Origin of the sequence: Chryseobacterium glaciei, assembly GCF_001648155.1 — a bacterium.
GTDB lineage: Bacteria > Bacteroidota > Bacteroidia > Flavobacteriales > Weeksellaceae > Chryseobacterium > Chryseobacterium glaciei.
In genome coordinates, this window is record NZ_CP015199.1 from 642,572 (window position 1) to 661,242 (window position 18,671).

An 18,671-nucleotide genomic window follows, 5' to 3' on the forward strand; every position below is an offset into this window, starting at 1 on the left:
CCTAAGAATTTCATACATTTACTTAAAATCCTAACCTTTTATGGCTAAAGATGTCTTATATCTTAAAATAGCAAAAATAATTACCGAACAAATACAAAGTGAGACTTTACAGTTTGGCGACAGATTACCATCACTTCGCAGCGCTCAGAAATTATATAATGTAAGTCTGAATACCATAAAACTGGCCTACATGGAATTGGAAAGCCGTTCTCTTGTTGAATCCAGACCAAAATTCGGATATTTTGTAAGCCAGACCTCAAAACGGAAGTTGGCGCTTCCTTCAGTGATAAAAATTAAAGAATCAGGATTAGAAAAACCGCCTCAAGATTTAATAGATAAGGTTTTCGGAACCATTTCTCATCCCGATCTCACCCAATTTGCATTGGGAATTCCCGGAAAAAGCTTTCTTCCTTTAGCCAAATTGAAAAAATCGATGCTGAATGTTGTGAAGAATAAAAATGACAGCGGAACAAATTTAGAACCAGCACAAGGAAATGAAAATTTGCGCCGCGAAATGGCAAAATGGGCACTGGTTTTAGAGGGGAAAATCACTGAAGATGACCTTGTGATCACTTCCGGTGCGATGAATGCTATTTATCATTGTCTTATGGCCGTTACAAAGCCCGGAGATTCTGTTGCCGTGGAGAGTCCTGTTTATTTTGGGATATTACAGGCCATCCATTTATTAGGATTGAAAGCTGTGGAAATCCCCACCCACCCTATTTATGGAATCGATCTGAATTCTCTGAAAAAAGTTTTACCTAAAATCTCAGCCTGTTGTTTTGTGACCAACTTCAATAATCCGCTAGGTTTTCAAATGCCGGATGAGAATAAAAAAGAACTGGTAAAACTGATCACTGAATATAATATTCCTTTGATAGAAGACGATCTTTATGGTAATTTATACTTCGGGACAGAAAGACCAAAACCCTGCAAATTCTATGACGAAGCAGATCTTGTGATGTGGGTCGGTTCGGTTTCTAAAACATTAGCTCCCGGATATCGTGTGGGCTGGGTGGCTCCGGGGCAGTTTAAAGATAAAATTATTCGTCAAAAATTGGTTCAGACTGTATGCAGTCCGTCATTTTATTCTGATGTTATTACTGATTTTCTTGAACATGGACGATATGATCATCATTTAAGAATGTTTAGAAATAAATTATATTCCAACTATCTTCAAATTCAAAAAGCAGTTGCTAATTATTTTCCTGACAATACTAAAGTTTCTGAACCCAAAGGTGGTTTTATGCTCTGGCTGGAACTCGACAAAAGAATCTGTACAGAAGACCTTTATGATGAAGCTTTCAGCAAAAAAATAAGTTTTGCTCCAGGAAGAATGTTTTCTCAGCATAATCAATACACGAATTGCATGCGTTTGAATTACGCACTGGAATGGACCGATCGTGTAGAAAGTGATCTTGAGAAATTAGGGAAGATGATTAAAAACAGTATTTAATAAGCAAGAAAATCTATTTATAATGCTGAAAAATTCCGGAATCTGTAGGCGTCCAGAATGCTGCTTTTTGTCCGGCTGCTTTTAAGGCATTATTCGACCAAGTGTTGCAGGTATACAGAAAACTGTATTTTCCCTGAGCATCATAAAATGCATCATTATCGCTGTAAACCGCATTGGTAGGAATCAAAATGAAATTTCCGTTTTGATCTTTATCGAATTTATCTTCAACAAACTTTGCAAGATCTTTGTATTGAGATCTGCTGATCATGATTATTTTACAATCGTCTGCTTCTTTCATTGATTTATAATAGGTACAATGCATTGCAGATTCGCCCAACCAAAATGCTGCTTTGAAAGCCGTTGAAAATTTCAGATCTGCCCAAGTCGGCGTGTCTAGATAAAAACCTTTGTCGCCCCACCCGACTCCAATATAATTATAATCTGTTTTCTTTGATTTTGTATTGGCAAAAGGGATTTTCGTACTCCAATCCTGCATATCGTTTTTCACAGGCATTACAATATCTGTATGCACCCCGTTGGTGTAAATATAAATCGGAATTTCTTTTTTCTCTCCGTCATCCTTTTCAGAAATCTCAATAAACGGCAGAAAATAAGCCATTAAGCCGTACAGAACAATAATTCCGACAATGACACCTAAAATTTTAAGGATAGACAATAATACCATCTTCACACTCATATATTTGAATAAAATTTAATTAATAATTTTTCGTAAAAGTATTTGTTTTAATCGGAAAAATGATTAAATTTAGTTACGAAATACACACAAATATGCGTAAAAACATCAAATCCCAGAAAAGATTGAAAGTAAGAGTAAAAACTGCTCCAAAAAGAGTTCAAAAAAAACGTTGATTTTCTAAGAGATTTTATCTTTTTGAAAGTCATTTTTTCTTTTTAGGACAGGCTTTTATTGAGTTTTACTTACCTCTATCTTACCCTCCTTTACAACAAAAAGTATAAGGAATGGACGATTAACCGCTTTTGTTTTGGAACCGAAAAATTCCAGACGAGGATTTATCACCAAAAATCTGAACTATTTTTTATCTGAAGTCTTTTCTAAAAATTCAATATTTCTTTTCAAACCTGCAAATTTTGTTCTCTTGACAGGAGATTTTCTGAAAATTTCTGAGAATAATTCCTGAGTAAGTTCTTTCCATTCCACTTTTTTGAAATTTCTAAGAGCTTCATTCGGTGCAAATCTGGTTTGAAGATTAGGTGCTGAAAATCGATTCCACGGACAAACATCCTGACAGATATCACAGCCAAACATCCAGTCTTCCATTTTATCTTTAAAAGAATCCGGAATTTCATTTTTCAATTCTATTGTTGCGTAAGAAATACACTTGTTTCCATCAATAAGCTTCTCAGAAACGATGGCATCTGTGGGACAAGCATCAATACATTTTCTGCAAGTTCCGCAGTGATCGGTGGTTTCATGATCTGGAATTAATTCTAAATCACAAATAATTTCTGCTAAAAAATAAAAGGAACCATTTTGTTTTGTTATCAGGTTTGCATTTTTTCCAACCCAGCCAATTCCTGATTTTCTGGCCCAGCTTCTTTCCAAAACCGGTGCAGAATCAACAAAAACCCGACAATCAAAATCTCCAATCTCTTCTCTTAATTCATCAACCATTTCACGAAGAATTTCTTTTACCACTTCGTGATAATCCTCTGCGTAAGCATATTTTGAGATCTTATAATTCTCTAATGTTGAAATTTTTTCTTTGGGGAAGTAATTATAGGAAAGTGAAATCACGGATTTTGAACCTTCAACCAACAATCTTGGATCAAGTCTTTTATCAAAATAATTTTCCATGTATTTCATTTCGCCATGAAAATTATTCTTCAACCAATTTTCCAGATTTCTAGCATCTTCTTCCAAAAAATCAGCCTTAGAAATACCATAGCTTTGAAACCCAAAACGCTTGGCTTTGGATTTAATTAATTGTGAATATTTTTCGGCATTCGAATTCATGATTTTTACATTGCAAAACTAAGATTATTTTATAAATTTGTTTAGGCTTTGAATAAATGAATTAAAGCAGGACTTTTTTTCAAAAATCCATGGTCTATATTTAACTTTAAATACAAATACAATTATGTCTTTAACAGAAGTATTAAAATCAGGAAACTATGAATTAATCGACGTTCGTGAGCCAATGGAATTGGAAATGGACGGCAATATAGAAGGTGCAAAAAATATCCCGTTAGGCGAAGTAGAAGATAGAAAAGAAGAATTTTTATCTATTGAAAAGCCTGTGATCATCTTCTGCAGAAGCGGAAACAGAAGCGGAAAAGCATTGGAATATCTTAATTCTCAAGGCTTGAAAGACGGTTACAACGGCGGTGGCTGGGCAGACCTAAAGGCAACTATTGAAGCAAATCAAGGAACTTTTTAAGTTCCTTTTTTATTTAAAATATTTTGTGATGGAACTTAAAGACAGATTCAATCAGCCTTGTTTACAATTTACCCAAGATCAAAACTTGATTGAAAATTTGTGGCTAGAAATTGAAAAGAAATATTCTGAAAAAGGCAGACATTATCATAATCTGGAGCATTTGGAAAATATGTTTTCTGAACTTGAATCTGTGAAAAATAAAATTTCAGACTTCAATATTATTTCTTTTTCAGTTTTTTATCATGATGTAATTTATGATGCTTCATCAAAATCTAATGAAGAAAAAAGTGCTGAGTTTGCGAAGACAAGACTTGAAAACTTAAATATTGAGAAACAATCGATTGAGATAATTTTCAACCAAATTATTGCTACAAAAGCGCATCAAAAATCTGATGATCAAGACACCAATTATCTTTTAGATGCTGATCTTTCAATCCTTGGAAAAGATGTTGAAACCTATCTTGAGTATACCAAAAAGATCAGAAAAGAATATTCTATTTATCCAGATTTTCTTTACAAGCCGGGAAGGAAAAAGGTTTTACACCATTTTTTAGAATTAGAAAATATTTTTAAAACTGATTATTTTAAAGAAAAATATGAAGTTCAGGCGAGAGAAAATATTGAGTTTGAAATTAGTCTTTTATAAGTTTTGGCTAAAGCCGATTTGATGGTTTCAAATTTAAAAGCGGACTAAAGTCCGCTCCTATTGATAAAATCAACCGATTTACTTAAAACCAAATCAGGAACTTCTTTATGAGGTGTGTGCCCAACATTCGGAATAATATATTTTTCTGACTTTCCACTAATCTGACTGATTGTTTTTTCAACCTGATTCAGCGTTCCGTATTCATCCTTTTCTCCCTGAATAAAAAGTAATGGACTTGTGATATTTTTTAAAAGATATTCAATATTCCAGCTTTTGAATCTGTCGCTTAGCCAAATTTCCGTCCAAGCTTTAACGATCATCGGAACTTTATCGCCGTGATATTTTGCTAAACGTTCCGGTAAATCGGTTGTTTTATACGCTTCAAAAGCATCTGAAACTCCTTTAACCGTAATATCTTCAACGAAAATATGTCCAGCCTCACAAATTACAGCTTTTACCTTTTCAGGATATTTTGAAGCGGCAATTAAAGCAATTGTTCCGCCGTCGCTGTGACCAAAAAGAATTGCATTATTGATGTTTAATTCTTCTAATAATTCATTCAATACATCTGCTTCAAGCTCCATGTAATTATTTTCCCTTTCATGAGAAATCATAGGAAAAGATTTTCCGTAACCCAAACGGTCATAAACTAAAGTATTACATTGGGTTTCTTCCGTAATTTTAGAAGGAAAATCTCTCCAAAGTTGTGTACAGCCTAAAGAATCGTGTAAAAAGACGATTGTTGGTTTATTTTTAAATGAATTATCATGTTCTATATAAATTTTTTCACCCTGTACATCTATTATCCTTCCTTCCATTCTGATCAACTTTAATTAAAAGCTCGGAGCTTTTGCTTCTTCAAATTCTCTCAACAAATTACTGAAAACGTTTTCTACAGGTAAAATATCATGAATCAATGCTGAAACCTGACCGATTTCCAATTCGCCATCTTCCATATCACCTTCAAACATTCCACGCTTGGCTCTTGCACGGCCTAATGAAGCAACTAAAGCCTCTGTATTTCTTCCGGTCTGATAAATCCCCTCTAATTCGTTAAAGAACTTGTTTTTGACCATTCTTACGGGTGCCAATTCCTTTAAAGTAAGATGGGTATCGCCTTCATTAAGTTCTGTGATCTTCTTTTTCCAGTTCTCGTGTGCGCTGGCTTCAGTGGTTGCGGCAAAACGAGATCCAATCTGAACTCCGTCTGCGCCAAGAATCATGGCAGCTTTCATTTGGGAACCTAATGCGATTCCGCCGGCTGCGATCAAAGGTTTAGAAATATGTAGTTTTACATTCGGAATCAGACAAAATGTTGTTGTTTCATCTCTTCCGTTGTGTCCGCCCGCTTCAAAGCCTTCTGCTACGATCGCATCAACTCCGGCATCTTCACATTTCACTGCAAATTTGGTGGAGGAAACAACGTGAGCAACTTTTAATCCTTCTTTTTGAAGAGTTTCGGTATATGTTTTAGGATTTCCAGCAGAAGTAAAAACAATTTTCACTCCTTCTTCAATAATGATTTGAATTACTTCATCCAAATTCGGATATAACATGGGTACATTCACTCCAAAAGGTTTATTGGTAGCCTGCTTACATTTTTGGATATTCTCTCTTAAAACGTCAGGATACATGCTTCCTGCGCCAATTAAACCTAATCCGCCACAATTAGAAACAGCGGAAGCCAATTTCCATCCGGAATGCCAGATCATTCCCGCCTGAATAATCGGATATTGTATATTAAAAAGTTCTGAAATTCTATTCTGACTTTGCTGCATCTCGTGAAGTTTTTTAGCTGAATTAAAATCTATAAAATTGCTCATGCTGTAAAAATAATATTTTTTAACGCAAAGGACGTGAAGGTTTTTACTAATGTTGAGAATATTTTTCGTTCGCAAGGGCGTTTCACTCAGCAATGGCTGTTTGGATCCGGCTAAATTTTAAAATGGCTTAAAGTTTCATCAATAATTGGACTGATTTCTAAAAAGCTTTGGCTTAATTTAATAATATCTTGTTGAAGATTTTCAGTTTTTAATTCGAGCCAACCTTGCATTAAAGTTAATGGACCATATTTTACACTTACATTGTCCCAATCTTTTTGATATTTTGTAAATCTATTTCTAAAATCTTCGGCAAAATTCCTACTTTGTATTTTATAGCCTTTTAATTCCCTTAGTTTCAATGCGTGAATGTTATAATATAATCTACCCTCTTCAATCGTTTTATCGCTAATCCATATTGAAAAGAATATTCTGCTTGAAGAGTCTATCGGTGAATAAGGATCATTTGACCATTCGGATTTGTAGATTTTTAATGCGACAGATTCCAGAATTGTTTCAACTGAAAGTTTTAAACCTAAATCATTAAACTCTTTTTGAGAAATCTGGTCAAGCGCTTCTTGAAATTTTTTTTGATAAAAATGATAATCCATTTGTATTGTTTCTGAATTAAAATTAAAAACTTTTCGGTAATTAAGGCACAAAAAAAACCTCCAGAAATTCTGAAGGTTTTGATTTTATTTTTTGGTTGTCTGTTTCTTCCAAGCTCCTTTGAAGTTACAAGAATCATAACGTCCGTTTATTGATATGAATGTCGTCGGTAATTTTGAATTTACAAACTTCTCAATCAGTTCATTTTTCTTTTTGTTAAGCGCCATTTGTTTTATTCTGTCATAATCCGTCTCCATTGTAATTTTATGAGCAGGAATTACATCTTCCATTTTCACGATCTTTACAACCTTTCTCTTTCTTTCATCCTCGTCGTCAAAAGCACTTGTAATATCTCCTTTATTTAAACCTGCCAATTCGTAGCTGATTGATCCCGGAATACTTTCTCTTTCAATTTTGTTTGAACCATCTGCTCCAGGAATGATTCCTGCATTAAATTTAGTTCTTTTGTCATCTGAAAATCTAAAAGAAGCATCTTTAAAGGTAGTTTTTCCATCGATGATCAATGTTCTGATGCTGTCCAACTTTACTTTAGCCGTTTTAATTTCAGCTTCAGTAGGCGTTGCCATCAAAAGAATGTGTCTTGCATCGTAAACTTTTCCAGCTTTTCTTACTAACTGAATGATGTGATATCCGAATTCAGATTCAATCGGATCTGAAATCTCACCTTCCTGAAGGTTCAAAGCAGCTGCTTCGAATGGTTTTACCATCTGGCCTTTAGTAATATTCTTCATCAAACCACCATTAGGCGCAGAACCTGGGTCTTCAGAATAAATTCTTGCCTGACTTTCAAAACTTTCTCCTCCTAGAATGTCCTTTTTAATTTTGTTAAGCCTGTCAATAATTTCCTGCTTGTGAGCTTCTGTCAATTTAGGGTTCATAACAATCTGAGCCAAAGAAACTTCGTCTTTGATCTCCGGCAACTGCATTTTATACAGGTTAAAGAAATCCGTAACCTCGTTAGGAGTAACGTCTGCCTTCTCTGTAATTCTCTGATATTTTGCCTGACCGTAATAGGTATCTGTATCGATCTTTTCGATAGCATTCTTCATTTCGTATCCCGTTCTGAATTTATAAGCTGCCAACATCGACTTTTCGTCCGGGAACTGAGAAAGTAGCTGAGCATATTTCCCATTTGCCTGTTCTTTGATCGCAGCAGAACGGTTTTCAATTAAAGTATCTTTTTTTGCTTCGTAAACAAGAAGTTTATTGTTGATCAAGTTCTCCAAAAACTCACATTTATCTGTATTAGAAGCTCCCTGCTGTTTTGCATAATTCATTTGTTCGTTCACATCAGACTCCAGAACAATCTCATCTCCAATTACCGCAGCAATCCCATCCACTAGTTCTCCAGGTTTTAGTTGAGCTTTCATCATATTTGCTGAGAACAAAATCATGAAAATTCCAAAAAGAAAAGTGATCTTTAGTTTATTTGTCATTTTACTATTTTAAACAAGTTGCAAATTTAGAATTCTTAATGAATTATGCTAAATTTTTTATTATAAATATTTCTTAAAAAGACGTATTTATTGTAGTTCTACATCAAATGTCGTCAATTCCTTGAATTGTCTTAATCTACTGAACATATCAGCTTCGCTTACTTCTTCAATTCTTTCTGTTCCGAATTTTTCAACCGTGAACGATGCCATTGCAGAACCAACGATTAAAGCAGACTTCATTGTTTCGAAATCTATCTTTCCTTTTTTAGCTAAATACGCTGCAAAACCTCCCGCAAAAGTATCTCCCGCTCCAGTTGGATCGAACACATCTTCTAACGGAAGAGCCGGGATTGCAAATACTTTACCGTCGTGGAAAAGTAAAGCTCCGTGTTCTCCTTTTTTAATGATAACATATTTAGGACCCATTGTATGAATCTTTTTAGCCGCTTTTACAAGAGAATATTCTCCTGAAAGTTGTCTTGCTTCTTCATCATTAATCGTGATTACATCAGTTTTAGCAATCATTTCCATTAAGATATCCAACGCAGAATCCATCCAGAAATTCATTGTATCTAAAATAACCAATTTAGGACGTTGGTTCATTTTTTCAAGAACAGACAACTGAACACCTGGGTGAAGGTTTCCAAGTAATAAGATCTCAGAATCTTGCATAGACGCAGGAATCTTTGGATCAAAATTTTCCAAAACGTTTACTTCGGTCGCTAAAGTATCTCTTGTATTTAAATCGTTGTGGTATTTTCCTGACCAGAAGAAAGTTTTTTCTTCTTTTACGATCTCAAGTCCCTCGATATTGATGTTTCTTTTTGTAAACATATCAAGGTGTTCTTGTGGGAAATCTCCTCCTACTACAGAAACAATTCCGGATTTTACGCCCAAAACAGATGAAGTGATCGCGATATAAGTAGCAGCACCTCCTAAAATTTTATCAGTTTTACCAAATGGTGTTTCGATTGCATCAAACGCAACGCTTCCAACAACTAAAAGTTTCATATATTTTTCAATGTATTTTTTAAAGTAATTATTTTTTCCATTCGAAAGTATCCAGCAAATGTTTCATATCTTTTTTGATATAATCCACTGCGGGAGCCAATGAATCCGGTTTAGGTCTTGTATTAAAGTATAAATAAGCAGTCACAAAGTGTTTTGTGCTGTCTGTAATGTAAAATTGAAGATTAGAAGCACTCTGTCCTTTCAACTCATAAAAATTTCCGTACACCTTCTTTTCAGGATATTCGAAAGATTTTGTGTCTATTGAACTTGCTTTAATGGTATGTTCGTACACCATTTTCTCGGCTTCTTTGATATGTTCAGCAAAGTCATTATTAATCGGATAATAGGTCACGAACAATTTTGCCCTCATTTTAGGATAATTCAAATAATACCAACATGGCTTTTTAGCATCGGTAATTTTCGCAAAATCTGAGTATTCAAATGTGTAAGCACAGTTGTTTTCAAATTTCTGATATGTTGGTGTGGGATACTCTAATCTCAGTTCTCCATAAGGTTTGAGAACGGGATCTTTTCCACATGATATTAAAAGCAATGACGCAAATATAAAAATGACCTTTTTAATCATTTTGCAAAAGTACAAATTAGATTTCAGATATAGGAAGACAAATTTCAGGATTTCAATGAGTTTTGGATTTGAATTTTATTTAAATATTATTTTTATTTGTTTTAAACGCAAAGGGCGCTAAGATTTTTTTGACTACTAACTGCTTTTAAGTTCGCAAAGGCGTTTCACTTAGCAAAGAACGCTTTTAACAAAATGCCGTTATTCTGAACGAAACGAAGTGTAGTGAAAGAATCTCAACTTAATTCTTAAAGATTGCCTCGTCGCTTCTCTCCTCGCGATGACATCACAAAATTCGATACGCAGTATGATAATTTTGGATATAAGTTTCCAAAGGTTTTGGGAAAGATCTTTCATAAGAACCTTCAAAATCTGTAATGATGTAATTATTTTCAGCAATAAAATCTGTCCAAACAGTTTCAGAATCAACTTCTACGTTGAAAATTTCTATGCTTAAATTTTTATGTGTCAATTTGTGATTAACTGTTTTCGAACTTTTAATGAAATGCATTAATTCTTCAGAAATCTCAGGTGGAAATTCAAATAACTTTTTCCAAATGAAATCATCTTTTCTTTGTTGAATTAAAAACTGTCCGTTTCTGTGAACAAAATAATATTTTAAACCTAAATCTGCAGCTTTTACTTTTTTAGTTTTAACAGGAAATTCAGAAATTTTATTTAATGAAAAAGCTAGACAGTCTTCATTTAAAGGACATTCTCCACAAAATGGATTTCTGGGTTTACAGATTTCGGAGCCTAAATCCATCATCGCTTGGTTAAAATCTCCTACATTTTCGGGCAAAACTAAAGTCGCCAATTCGGAGAAATAATTAAAAGCTCTAGAATTAGATATATCAAAATCATCCGCAAAAACTCGGCTTAAAACACGATAAAAATTTCCGTCAACGGCAGGCATTTTTCCATTAAAACAGATACTTGAAACCGCAGCAGCAGTATATTTACCTACACCTTTCAGTTTTAAAATTTCATCATAATCAGAAGGAAAAGTTCCTTGATAATCATTCATGATCTGTTGGGCAGCTTTATGAATGTTTATCGCTCTCGAATAATAACCTAATCCTTTCCAATACAGCAAAACCTCATCTTCTTCAGCATTTGCCAACGTTTTCACATCCGGAAATCGTTTGATAAAATTATTGTAATGATTAAGTCCCTGATTGATCCTTGTCTGCTGAAAAACAATCTCGCAGATCCAGATTTTATAAGGATCTTTTGTCTGTCTGAAAGGTAGATCTCTGGCGTTTTGTTTGTACCAATTGAGGAGCTTGTTTCCGATGTGTTTGAAGTCTTGACTTTCTGGATGTTTCAAAAATTTTCGCTTTAATTTTGAGAAAATTGTTTCTCTTAGTGCTTTTTATCTAAACCTAACAGGTTTTAAAAACCTGTTAGGTTTGAATTGTTAAAATTATCAATACAAAGATAATTTAATTTTCTTTTTTTACAGAATAGACCGGAGCGTCTTTTAGCCATTGATATTTAAGACTCTTATCTTTTGCGATAAAACGATAGCCTTCAAGTTTTTGAAGATAAATATACATCGCCTCTTTTTTCAAATCCAGTTTTTGATTAGAAAGAAACTGAAAAGGAAAACTCACTATAGAATCTCTTGTTGTTTTCACGACTTCACCAGCATTAACTTTATATATAAAAATAGGTCTTCCACGTCCGGAATAACTGTCCACAAGCTTCACATTTGAACTTGCGATTACCATTGCGCTCGCTTGGCTTGATTCTTCCGCACTCATTACATACGCCTTTCCTTCCTGGCGCTGGTCTTTAAAAAGATCTATTGCATGTTCAGGGCCCTGAAGTTTTTTGTCTTCACAGCTTACTGCAAAAACCATAAGAAAAATCGGCAAAAGATATATTGACCTGCCTTTCATATTACTTATTTTGAGATTTGGTAGAAAAAAACCGATGTAAAAAAATGCATCGGTTTTTTAGTATAAAAATTTGATTTAGTTTAGTCCTGTGTGTATTGAGACTCCCATTCGTTACCATCATCTCCTTTGTGTCCGTCTAATTTAATAACGAAACTTTTTGTAGGAAAATAAGGCGTCAAACGAATATCAAGCCATACTCTGTCTTTGTTTACTTTATCCTGCTCAAAACGCACGATTTTGAACTTCTCGATCAGTTTATCAGCACCTTTGATACCATCTAAGAATGTAACAATCTGTCTTCTCAGATCATCTTCATTTTTAGAACTCCAGTTTTCGAAAGCTCTTCTGTTTAAGAAATCCAATAAAACTTTAGTTACATAATCGAAAACACGAACAACTGAATACGTCTGAAGTCCGATGTTATCTCCTGTAAACAATGTTTTTGCAGAGAAAGCCATGATCTTACCGTATTCGTTAACCATAGGAACCAGTCCCATTTTTTCCAACTGAGAAATTTCACTTTTCTTCAATTCGAATTTTACAGCATCAACCTCGTTAATGTTACCATGCTTTTTACCGGCAGCAACCTGAGACATCAATGTTTTATGAATTTTTCCGGCTAATGAAGTTGAAGGCGGAAGCTCTACGTTTTCCTCTTCACCTACTTCTTCAGCTCTTCCACGGCCAACAAGCCAGTTACACGTCATAATTACATTACTTCTGTGTAATTCGCCACCTGTAAGATTCGCAGAATGGAATAAATCTACCACATCATCCGGCTTATCAAGATTAGCAAAATCCGTAACCAACATTACTTTGTTTTCGTTACAAATCTTAGCCCATTTTTCGATCACTTTATTTGATCCTAAGTATCCCGGAATCGCCAAAATAGAATAGTTATCTCTAAGATCCAAACGGTCGTAGTAATTCTTAAATTCATCAGAAACCGCATCAATGAAAAGCGGATTATCAAGGTCTGAAACCTGCTCTAAAGTTGCATTAACGATACTTACGTTGTCAACTTTGTCAAGTTCGGTATTTTTGTAAAACTGAGCGACTGTTCTATAGCTTACTTCCAGCTGACGAACTGCGTCCAGCGTATTTTTTAAGTTTGTTTTTAAACTCTGGTCTGCCTGCAATGCTTTCGTTTTGCAGGTATCAGCCATTTTATCAGCAGATTCGTTACCTTCTAAAAGATTAACCCAAAGATTAATTTTTTGAAGCAACTCTTTTCTTTCATCTGTCTTATTATTATCGGTAAGGAAAATTTCTTTCCTTGCTTTTCTTGTAGGGTTCATGTTGGCGATGCCATCCACAACTGATTCAACAAATCCGAAACCTCCAATTTTATTGAGCTCGGCGATCGGGTTACCTTTCGGCTGACCTCCCTGTTGTTGCTGTTGACCTTGTTGCTGGTTTTCTGCCGCTTGTAATTTACTATCCATGATTAATGTAAAGTCTTTAGATTATTTTTCAAGTTCTTGTGCCACTTCTTTCAATACTTCCACAAACGCAGCTCTTGTCTGATCGTTTTCCAGCATATTACGCAGAATCTTATTAGTTTTCAGCTGGCGAACAATTTTGTTGTATTGCTCTTGCTCCATGCTAAGTTCTTGTAAGTAATTTGATTTCTGAGTAAGATTTTTGGGAGTGAAGTCCGCAAGATTTTGAAAACGGAATTCCTCTTCTACCACACCACCGTCCTCTGTTTCGTGCTGTACAGACACAGAAGGTTGGAAATGTTTGAAGACGTCGTCCACAGTCTTTAATCCTGTTACAATTTCAGGGACATAGGTTTCGTCGGTCGTAAGCTGACTCACAATCAGTGACTTATTCTCTTGTATTTCCTGAATAGCTTCATTAGCGTCTACTTTTACCTCGTTTCCGCCAACACCATAATTAAACATTGCCATATTATTATTATTTTGAGATTTTAGATTTTGGTGTGAATTGGTTTTATCATCATCAAATAACTTACCAATCCAATGCTTAAATTTAAAAAAAAACTGTAACATACAAAATTTTGTTAAGATTTTTCTTGAAATATTTAATATTACGTATTATTTATAACCTAAAGTTACGATTTTACGATGTCACTAAACTATGAAAAATAAATAAAAAAACGCATCATTTCTGATGCGTTTTTCTTTTCTAACAATTTTTGGCTATGTTACCAAATTTTTATTCTGTCCTGAGGAGCTTTATACATTTTGTCTCCAGGCTTAATATCGAAAGCTTTTATGAAAGAATCCTGATTAACCAAAGGTCCGAATGCTCTGAAAACTCCAGGCGAGTGCGGATCTGTTTTAACCTGATTCGTCATATACTGATCTGTAGATTTTGTTCTCCAAACTGTTGCCCAGCTCATGAAGAATCTCTGATCTTGTGTAAATCCGCTGATTAATCCCGGATTTCCTTTGTCTTTAAGGTACATTTGAAGCGCATCGTAAGCAACTGCTACTCCACCCAAATCACCGATATTTTCTCCACTGGTGAATTTTCCGTTTACAAAACTTCCTTTTACGGGTTCGTAAGCGCTGTATTGTGAAGCTAACTGACCTACTTTAGCATCAAAGTTTTTACGATCGGCATCTGTCCACCAATTATTAAGGTTTCCATCACCGTCGAAACGAGAACCGCTGTCATCAAATCCGTGAGAAATCTCATGACCGATAACCGCTCCAATTCCACCAAAATTTACCGCTGCGTCTGCATTAGGATTGTAGAAAGGTGGCTGAAGGATCGCTGCAGGGAAAACAATCTCGTTGTTTGAGCCATTGTAGTAAGCATTTACCGTCTGTGGAGTCATTCCCCATTCTGTTTTATCAACAGGTTTTCCTACTTTGTCTAAACTTTTCTGATATTGCCATTCAGACACATTTTGAAGATTAGAATATAAAGTTCCACTCACTTTTGGAGATTCTACTTTTAATAAACTATAATCTTTCCATTTGTCAGGATAAGCGATTTTTACTGTGAATTTTGATAATTTTTCCTGAGCTTTTACTTTTGTTTCAGGAGACATCCAATCCATATCATTGATATGCGTTTTGAATGATTTTAAAATATATTGAATATATGTCTCCATCTGAGCTTTTGCTTCCGGAGTGAAGTATTTTTCAACATATAATTTACCAAAAGCTTCTCCAAGAACGCCATTTACAAGAGTCAATCCTCTTTTATTCATCGGACGTTGCTCTTTTTGGCCTTGAAGATATTTTGAATAGAAATCAAATCTGATCTGCTCTAAATTTTCATCTAAATTGGAAGCATTTCCATTCACTAAATGATATTTCAGATAATCTTTCAATAACGGAAGGTTTTTCTGCGTGATGAACTGATCCATATTTTGGTAATATTTCAATTCACCAACGATTACTTTATCGGTTTTTACTCCTGCATCCGTTAAATATTTTGCAAGATTTACATTTTTAACCAACCCAGATAATTCAGATACATTTTTAGGGTTGTATCTTAAATTGGCATCTCTGTTTTGCTCAAGAGTCAATAAATAATTGGCCAGTTGTTTTTCGAAATCAACTACATTTTTTGCAGCTGCATCAGAATTTTTATATCCCAAAACTCCGAATAATTTCCCAACATACGTTTGATATTCAGCTAATGTTTTCGTGTTGGCTTCGTTTACTTTTTGATAGTAATCTCTTCCTAAACCAAGATCCGGACCGCCAAGATATACCGCATTCATAACAGAATTCTTCATATCTGCGCCTACTCTCCATCCGTAGAAAGAATTGTCGCCTAATTTTGTAGCATCCAACAAATATTTCTGAAGATCATTGACGTTTTTAATAGCATCAATTTTTGCTAAATCTCCTTTGATTGGAGCCAGACCGTCAGCATTTCTTTTCGCTGTATCCATGAAAGATGCATACAGATTCTGGATCTTTTGACCCTCTGAACCTGTTTCATACTTTTCAGATAAAATTTTGTTTAAAATATCCAAAGAAGCATCATCTACATTTTCTCTCAATGCATTGAAAGATCCCCAGCTCGCTTTATCAGAAGGAATTTGAGTAGTTTTCACCCAATTTCCGTTAACATAGCTAAAAAAATCATCCTGTGGACGCACACTTTTATCCATATAAGATAAGTTGATCCCCTCTTCTTTTGCTTCTTTCTTCACAGGTTCTACAGCAACCACTTTAGGCTCTGTTTTTGTACTTGTTTCGGCAGTTTTTGTCGCACCACACGAATTTAAAAATACGATACCCGAAAGAGCAAGTATCCCAATATTTAGCTTTTTCATTAAAGATAATTTTTGATTTTACACAAACTTACCAAATATACGAATTTATGTTATAAATAATAAGTCATAATTGATAAATGATCTTGAGTTACTAGTCATATGTTATGATTATGAGTGAAAAAAAGTGTATTTAAATTTAAGTTTTGGCTAAAGCCTTTTTTGAAATTTTTGAAGTTAAAAACGGGCTAAAGCCCGTTCCTATTGATGTCATCCTTCAACTCCGCTCAGGATAACATCGCTAATACTTACTTTTTAAATAACAGACCGAAACCCTAGCCCCGATTGGCGCGGCATCCTTTTTGGTTGCGGCGGAGCGAAGCGGAGCCGTAACCAAAAAGATATAGCAGAAAGCGGGATAAAGCTCCTTAAAAACAAAAAAACCGCTCATTTCTGAACGGTTTGTAATATTATTTATCTGATTATTACCAGATTTTGATTCTGTCTGCAGGAGCTTTGTATAATTTGTCTCCAGCTTTTACATCAAATGCTTTGTAGAATGCATCAACATTGATAAGTGGTCCAAAACTTCTGAAATATCCAGGAGAGTGAGGGTCTGTTTTCACTTGGTTAACCATGTATTTCTCACTTGATAAAGTTCTCCAAACGGTTGCCCAGCTTAGGAAGAATCTTTGATCTTGTGTAAATCCGCTGATTGATCCAGGGTTTCCTTTATCCTTCAGATACATTTGTAATGCATCGTAAGCGATGTTTACTCCACCTAAGTCAGCGATGTTTTCACCGTTTGTGAAAGTTCCGTTAACGAAAGTTCCTTTTACAGGCTCATACTTGTCATATTGAGAAGCAAGAGCTTTAGTCGCTTTTTCGAAGTTAGCTTTGTCTTCAGGAGTCCACCAATCTACTAAGTTACCATCTGCATCAAATTGTGCACCTGAATCATCAAATCCGTGGCTCATTTCGTGACCGATAACTGCACCAATTCCACCGAAATTAACAGCAGCATCAGCTTGTGGGTTGAAGAATGGAGGTTGAAGAATAGCTGCAGGGAATACGATTTCGTTGTTTACCGGATTGTAGTAAGCATTTACAGTCTGTGGCGTCATTCCCCATTCTGTTTTGTCTACAGCTTTTCCTATTTTAGCTAAATCTTTATTGTACTGCCATTCTGAAAGGTTCTGAAGGTTTGAATATAAATTTCCACCTTTAGATTCAGGAACGATTTCTAATTTAGAATAATCTTTCCATTTGTCAGGATAAGCAACTTTTACTGTAAACTTATTCAATTTCTCTGTTGCTTTAACCTTCGTTGTAGCAGACATCCAAGCTAAGTTGTTGATGTGAACTGCAAAACTTTTCTTTAAATAATCGATCAATTCAACCATCTGAGCTTTAGCTTCAGCAGGGAAATATTTCTCAACATATAATTTACCGAAAGCTTCACCCAGAGAACCATTGATTAACTCATATCCTCTTTTGTTAAGTGCTCTTTGCTCTTGTTGACCTCTTAAATATTTACCGTAGAAAGCAAATTTCATGTTTCCAAGGTTTTCGCTAAGGTAAGAAGCACTTCCGTGGATCATGTGGAACTTCAAATAATCCTTGATTACAGGAAGATTTTTAGCATTCACCAATTGATCAAAGTTTTTGTAATATCCGATTTCTCCGATGATTACTTTATCTGTAGTTACTCCAACTTTTTTAAGGTAAGCAGGAATATCAACCCCTTTTACCAATGTTGAAAGCTCAGCCATTGTTCGTGGGTTGTACTGAAGCGTGTTATCACGGCTCTGCTCGTTCGTTAAATATGTTTTTGCAATGCTCTTTTCGTAATCAACGATTCCTTTTGCAGCAGCATCAGCATTTTTATATCCTAATTCTTTCAACATAGAAGCTACATATTTCTGATATTCAGCAATAGCTTCTGTGTTTTTTTCGTTTACTTTCTGGTAATAATCTCTTCCTAATCCTAAAGAAGCGTCTCCTAAGTAAACAGCGTTCATTTTAGAATCTTTCAAATCTGCATCAACTCCCCAACCGTACAACGTATTTTCTCCGTCTTTCGTTACAGAAATAAAGTAGTTTTGAAGGTCTGCAAGATTTTTAATTGCATCAATTTTGTTGATGTTTTCCTGGATAGGCTTAATTCCGTCTGCATTTCTCTTCTCCATGTTCATGTACGTTGCGTACAAATCCTGGATTTTTTTACCTTCGCTTCCGTCAGCAAATTTGTCCTTTAAAAGAGAGTTCAGGATCGTCATTGAGTGATTATCAGTATCATCAGCCAATTTGTTGAAACTACCCCAAGTCGGTTTGTCAGAAGGGATCTTGGCAGTTTTCATCCAAGTTCCACTTACGTAGTTATAGAAATCGTCTTGTGGACGTACAGATTTATCCATCAAACTAAGGTCTAAACCTTTGTCTGATCCTCCTTTTTCAGTAAGTGCCATTGCTGCTTTATTTGATTTAGACTGAGCCGTCACTGTATTTAGTGAGCAGACTCCTGCTAATAGAAACAAAGAAAGTGTTAATTTTTTCATTAT

At 35.0% G+C, this 18,671-nt stretch carries 17 protein-coding genes; 3 read left to right on the forward strand and 14 right to left on the reverse strand.

Going from position 1 to position 18,671, the window contains the following annotated elements:
• Window positions 1–40: 40 nt before the first annotated feature.
• Window positions 41–1,456 carry an aminotransferase-like domain-containing protein gene (locus A0O34_RS02830; RefSeq protein WP_066750940.1) on the forward strand — a complete coding sequence of 472 codons (1,416 nt, stop codon included), beginning with the start codon at window positions 41–43 and terminating at the stop codon, window positions 1,454–1,456.
• 13 nt (window positions 1,457–1,469) lie between these two features.
• Here A0O34_RS02830 and A0O34_RS02835 read toward each other — a convergent pair whose 3' ends face one another.
• Both A0O34_RS02835 and queG read right to left on the reverse strand, forming a co-directional pair.
• A complete protein-coding gene (locus tag A0O34_RS02835; protein ID WP_066759448.1) occupies window positions 1,470–2,147 on the reverse strand; it encodes a TIGR02117 family protein in 678 nt (225 codons plus the stop codon).
• Window positions 2,148–2,507: 360 nt separating this feature from the next.
• Entirely contained in the window at window positions 2,508–3,452 is a 945-nt protein-coding gene (queG, locus tag A0O34_RS02840; RefSeq protein ID WP_066750941.1) for a tRNA epoxyqueuosine(34) reductase QueG, read from the reverse strand.
• Window positions 3,453–3,576: 124 nt separating this feature from the next.
• On the opposite strand from queG, the gene A0O34_RS02845 reads away from it, so the two are divergent.
• Complete coding sequence (locus A0O34_RS02845) at window positions 3,577–3,876, forward strand: rhodanese-like domain-containing protein (protein WP_066750942.1); 300 nt, start codon at window positions 3,577–3,579, stop codon at window positions 3,874–3,876.
• 28 nt (window positions 3,877–3,904) lie between these two features.
• Window positions 3,905–4,522: an HD domain-containing protein gene (locus A0O34_RS02850; protein WP_066750943.1), complete on the forward strand. Its 618-nt coding sequence runs from the start codon at window positions 3,905–3,907 to the stop codon at window positions 4,520–4,522.
• A 44-nt stretch (window positions 4,523–4,566) separates the two neighbouring features.
• Here the strand turns inward: A0O34_RS02850 and A0O34_RS02855 are convergent, their stop codons facing one another.
• The 12 genes from A0O34_RS02855 to A0O34_RS02910 form a co-directional block, all read right to left on the reverse strand.
• Window positions 4,567–5,340 carry an alpha/beta fold hydrolase gene (locus tag A0O34_RS02855; protein ID WP_066750944.1) on the reverse strand — a complete coding sequence of 258 codons (774 nt, stop codon included), beginning with the start codon at window positions 5,338–5,340 and terminating at the stop codon, window positions 4,567–4,569.
• A 15-nt stretch (window positions 5,341–5,355) separates the two neighbouring features.
• Entirely contained in the window at window positions 5,356–6,345 is a 990-nt protein-coding gene (locus tag A0O34_RS02860) for an NAD(P)H-dependent flavin oxidoreductase (RefSeq protein ID WP_228394344.1), read from the reverse strand.
• 110 nt (window positions 6,346–6,455) lie between these two features.
• Window positions 6,456–6,953 carry a hypothetical protein gene (locus tag A0O34_RS02865; RefSeq protein ID WP_066750945.1) on the reverse strand — a complete coding sequence of 166 codons (498 nt, stop codon included), beginning with the start codon at window positions 6,951–6,953 and terminating at the stop codon, window positions 6,456–6,458.
• 84 nt (window positions 6,954–7,037) lie between these two features.
• Window positions 7,038–8,408 carry a peptidylprolyl isomerase gene (locus A0O34_RS02870; protein WP_066750946.1) on the reverse strand — a complete coding sequence of 457 codons (1,371 nt, stop codon included), beginning with the start codon at window positions 8,406–8,408 and terminating at the stop codon, window positions 7,038–7,040.
• Between the two features lie 87 nt (window positions 8,409–8,495).
• Entirely contained in the window at window positions 8,496–9,419 is a 924-nt protein-coding gene (locus A0O34_RS02875) for a PfkB family carbohydrate kinase (RefSeq protein WP_066750947.1), read from the reverse strand.
• 28 nt (window positions 9,420–9,447) lie between these two features.
• Window positions 9,448–10,005, reverse strand: a complete 558-nt coding sequence (gene gldD / locus A0O34_RS02880; RefSeq protein WP_066750948.1) for a gliding motility lipoprotein GldD — start codon at window positions 10,003–10,005, stop codon at window positions 9,448–9,450.
• Window positions 10,006–10,288: 283 nt separating this feature from the next.
• Complete coding sequence (gene mutY, locus A0O34_RS02885; protein WP_066750949.1) at window positions 10,289–11,332, reverse strand: A/G-specific adenine glycosylase; 1,044 nt, start codon at window positions 11,330–11,332, stop codon at window positions 10,289–10,291.
• 115 nt (window positions 11,333–11,447) lie between these two features.
• Window positions 11,448–11,906 (reverse strand): hypothetical protein, encoded by a 459-nt coding sequence (locus A0O34_RS02890; RefSeq protein WP_066750950.1) that lies wholly within the window; start codon window positions 11,904–11,906, stop codon window positions 11,448–11,450.
• An 80-nt stretch (window positions 11,907–11,986) separates the two neighbouring features.
• Complete coding sequence (locus A0O34_RS02895) at window positions 11,987–13,351, reverse strand: DUF5458 family protein (protein ID WP_066750951.1); 1,365 nt, start codon at window positions 13,349–13,351, stop codon at window positions 11,987–11,989.
• A gap of 21 nt (window positions 13,352–13,372) precedes the next feature.
• Complete coding sequence (locus tag A0O34_RS02900; RefSeq protein WP_082891087.1) at window positions 13,373–13,921, reverse strand: type VI secretion system contractile sheath small subunit; 549 nt, start codon at window positions 13,919–13,921, stop codon at window positions 13,373–13,375.
• A 155-nt stretch (window positions 13,922–14,076) separates the two neighbouring features.
• Entirely contained in the window at window positions 14,077–16,173 is a 2,097-nt protein-coding gene (locus tag A0O34_RS02905; protein ID WP_066750952.1) for a M13 family metallopeptidase, read from the reverse strand.
• Between the two features lie 422 nt (window positions 16,174–16,595).
• On the reverse strand, window positions 16,596–18,668 hold the full coding sequence (locus A0O34_RS02910) for a M13 family metallopeptidase (RefSeq protein WP_066750953.1): 2,073 nt from the start codon (window positions 18,666–18,668) through the stop codon (window positions 16,596–16,598).
• Window positions 18,669–18,671: the final 3 nt, after the last annotated feature.

What these genes read in the sequence shown, in the direction of transcription:
- A0O34_RS02830 (WP_066750940.1), top strand. Translation starts at nt 41, where the DNA reads ATGGCTAAAGATGTCTTATATCTTAAAATAGCAAAAATAATTACCGAA.
- queG (WP_066750941.1), bottom strand. Translation starts at nt 3,452, where the DNA reads ATGAATTCGAATGCCGAAAAATATTCACAATTAATTAAATCCAAAGCC.
- A0O34_RS02845 (WP_066750942.1), top strand. Translation starts at nt 3,577, where the DNA reads ATGTCTTTAACAGAAGTATTAAAATCAGGAAACTATGAATTAATCGAC.
- A0O34_RS02850 (WP_066750943.1), top strand. Translation starts at nt 3,905, where the DNA reads ATGGAACTTAAAGACAGATTCAATCAGCCTTGTTTACAATTTACCCAA.
- A0O34_RS02855 (WP_066750944.1), bottom strand. Translation starts at nt 5,340, where the DNA reads ATGGAAGGAAGGATAATAGATGTACAGGGTGAAAAAATTTATATAGAA.
- A0O34_RS02860 (WP_228394344.1), bottom strand. Translation starts at nt 6,345, where the DNA reads ATGAGCAATTTTATAGATTTTAATTCAGCTAAAAAACTTCACGAGATG.
- A0O34_RS02865 (WP_066750945.1), bottom strand. Translation starts at nt 6,953, where the DNA reads ATGGATTATCATTTTTATCAAAAAAAATTTCAAGAAGCGCTTGACCAG.
- A0O34_RS02870 (WP_066750946.1), bottom strand. Translation starts at nt 8,408, where the DNA reads ATGACAAATAAACTAAAGATCACTTTTCTTTTTGGAATTTTCATGATT.
- A0O34_RS02875 (WP_066750947.1), bottom strand. Translation starts at nt 9,419, where the DNA reads ATGAAACTTTTAGTTGTTGGAAGCGTTGCGTTTGATGCAATCGAAACA.
- gldD (WP_066750948.1), bottom strand. Translation starts at nt 10,005, where the DNA reads ATGATTAAAAAGGTCATTTTTATATTTGCGTCATTGCTTTTAATATCA.
- A0O34_RS02890 (WP_066750950.1), bottom strand. Translation starts at nt 11,906, where the DNA reads ATGAAAGGCAGGTCAATATATCTTTTGCCGATTTTTCTTATGGTTTTT.
- A0O34_RS02895 (WP_066750951.1), bottom strand. Translation starts at nt 13,351, where the DNA reads ATGGATAGTAAATTACAAGCGGCAGAAAACCAGCAACAAGGTCAACAG.
- A0O34_RS02900 (WP_082891087.1), bottom strand. Translation starts at nt 13,921, where the DNA reads ATGTTACAGTTTTTTTTTAAATTTAAGCATTGGATTGGTAAGTTATTT.
- A0O34_RS02905 (WP_066750952.1), bottom strand. Translation starts at nt 16,173, where the DNA reads ATGAAAAAGCTAAATATTGGGATACTTGCTCTTTCGGGTATCGTATTT.
- A0O34_RS02910 (WP_066750953.1), bottom strand. Translation starts at nt 18,668, where the DNA reads ATGAAAAAATTAACACTTTCTTTGTTTCTATTAGCAGGAGTCTGCTCA.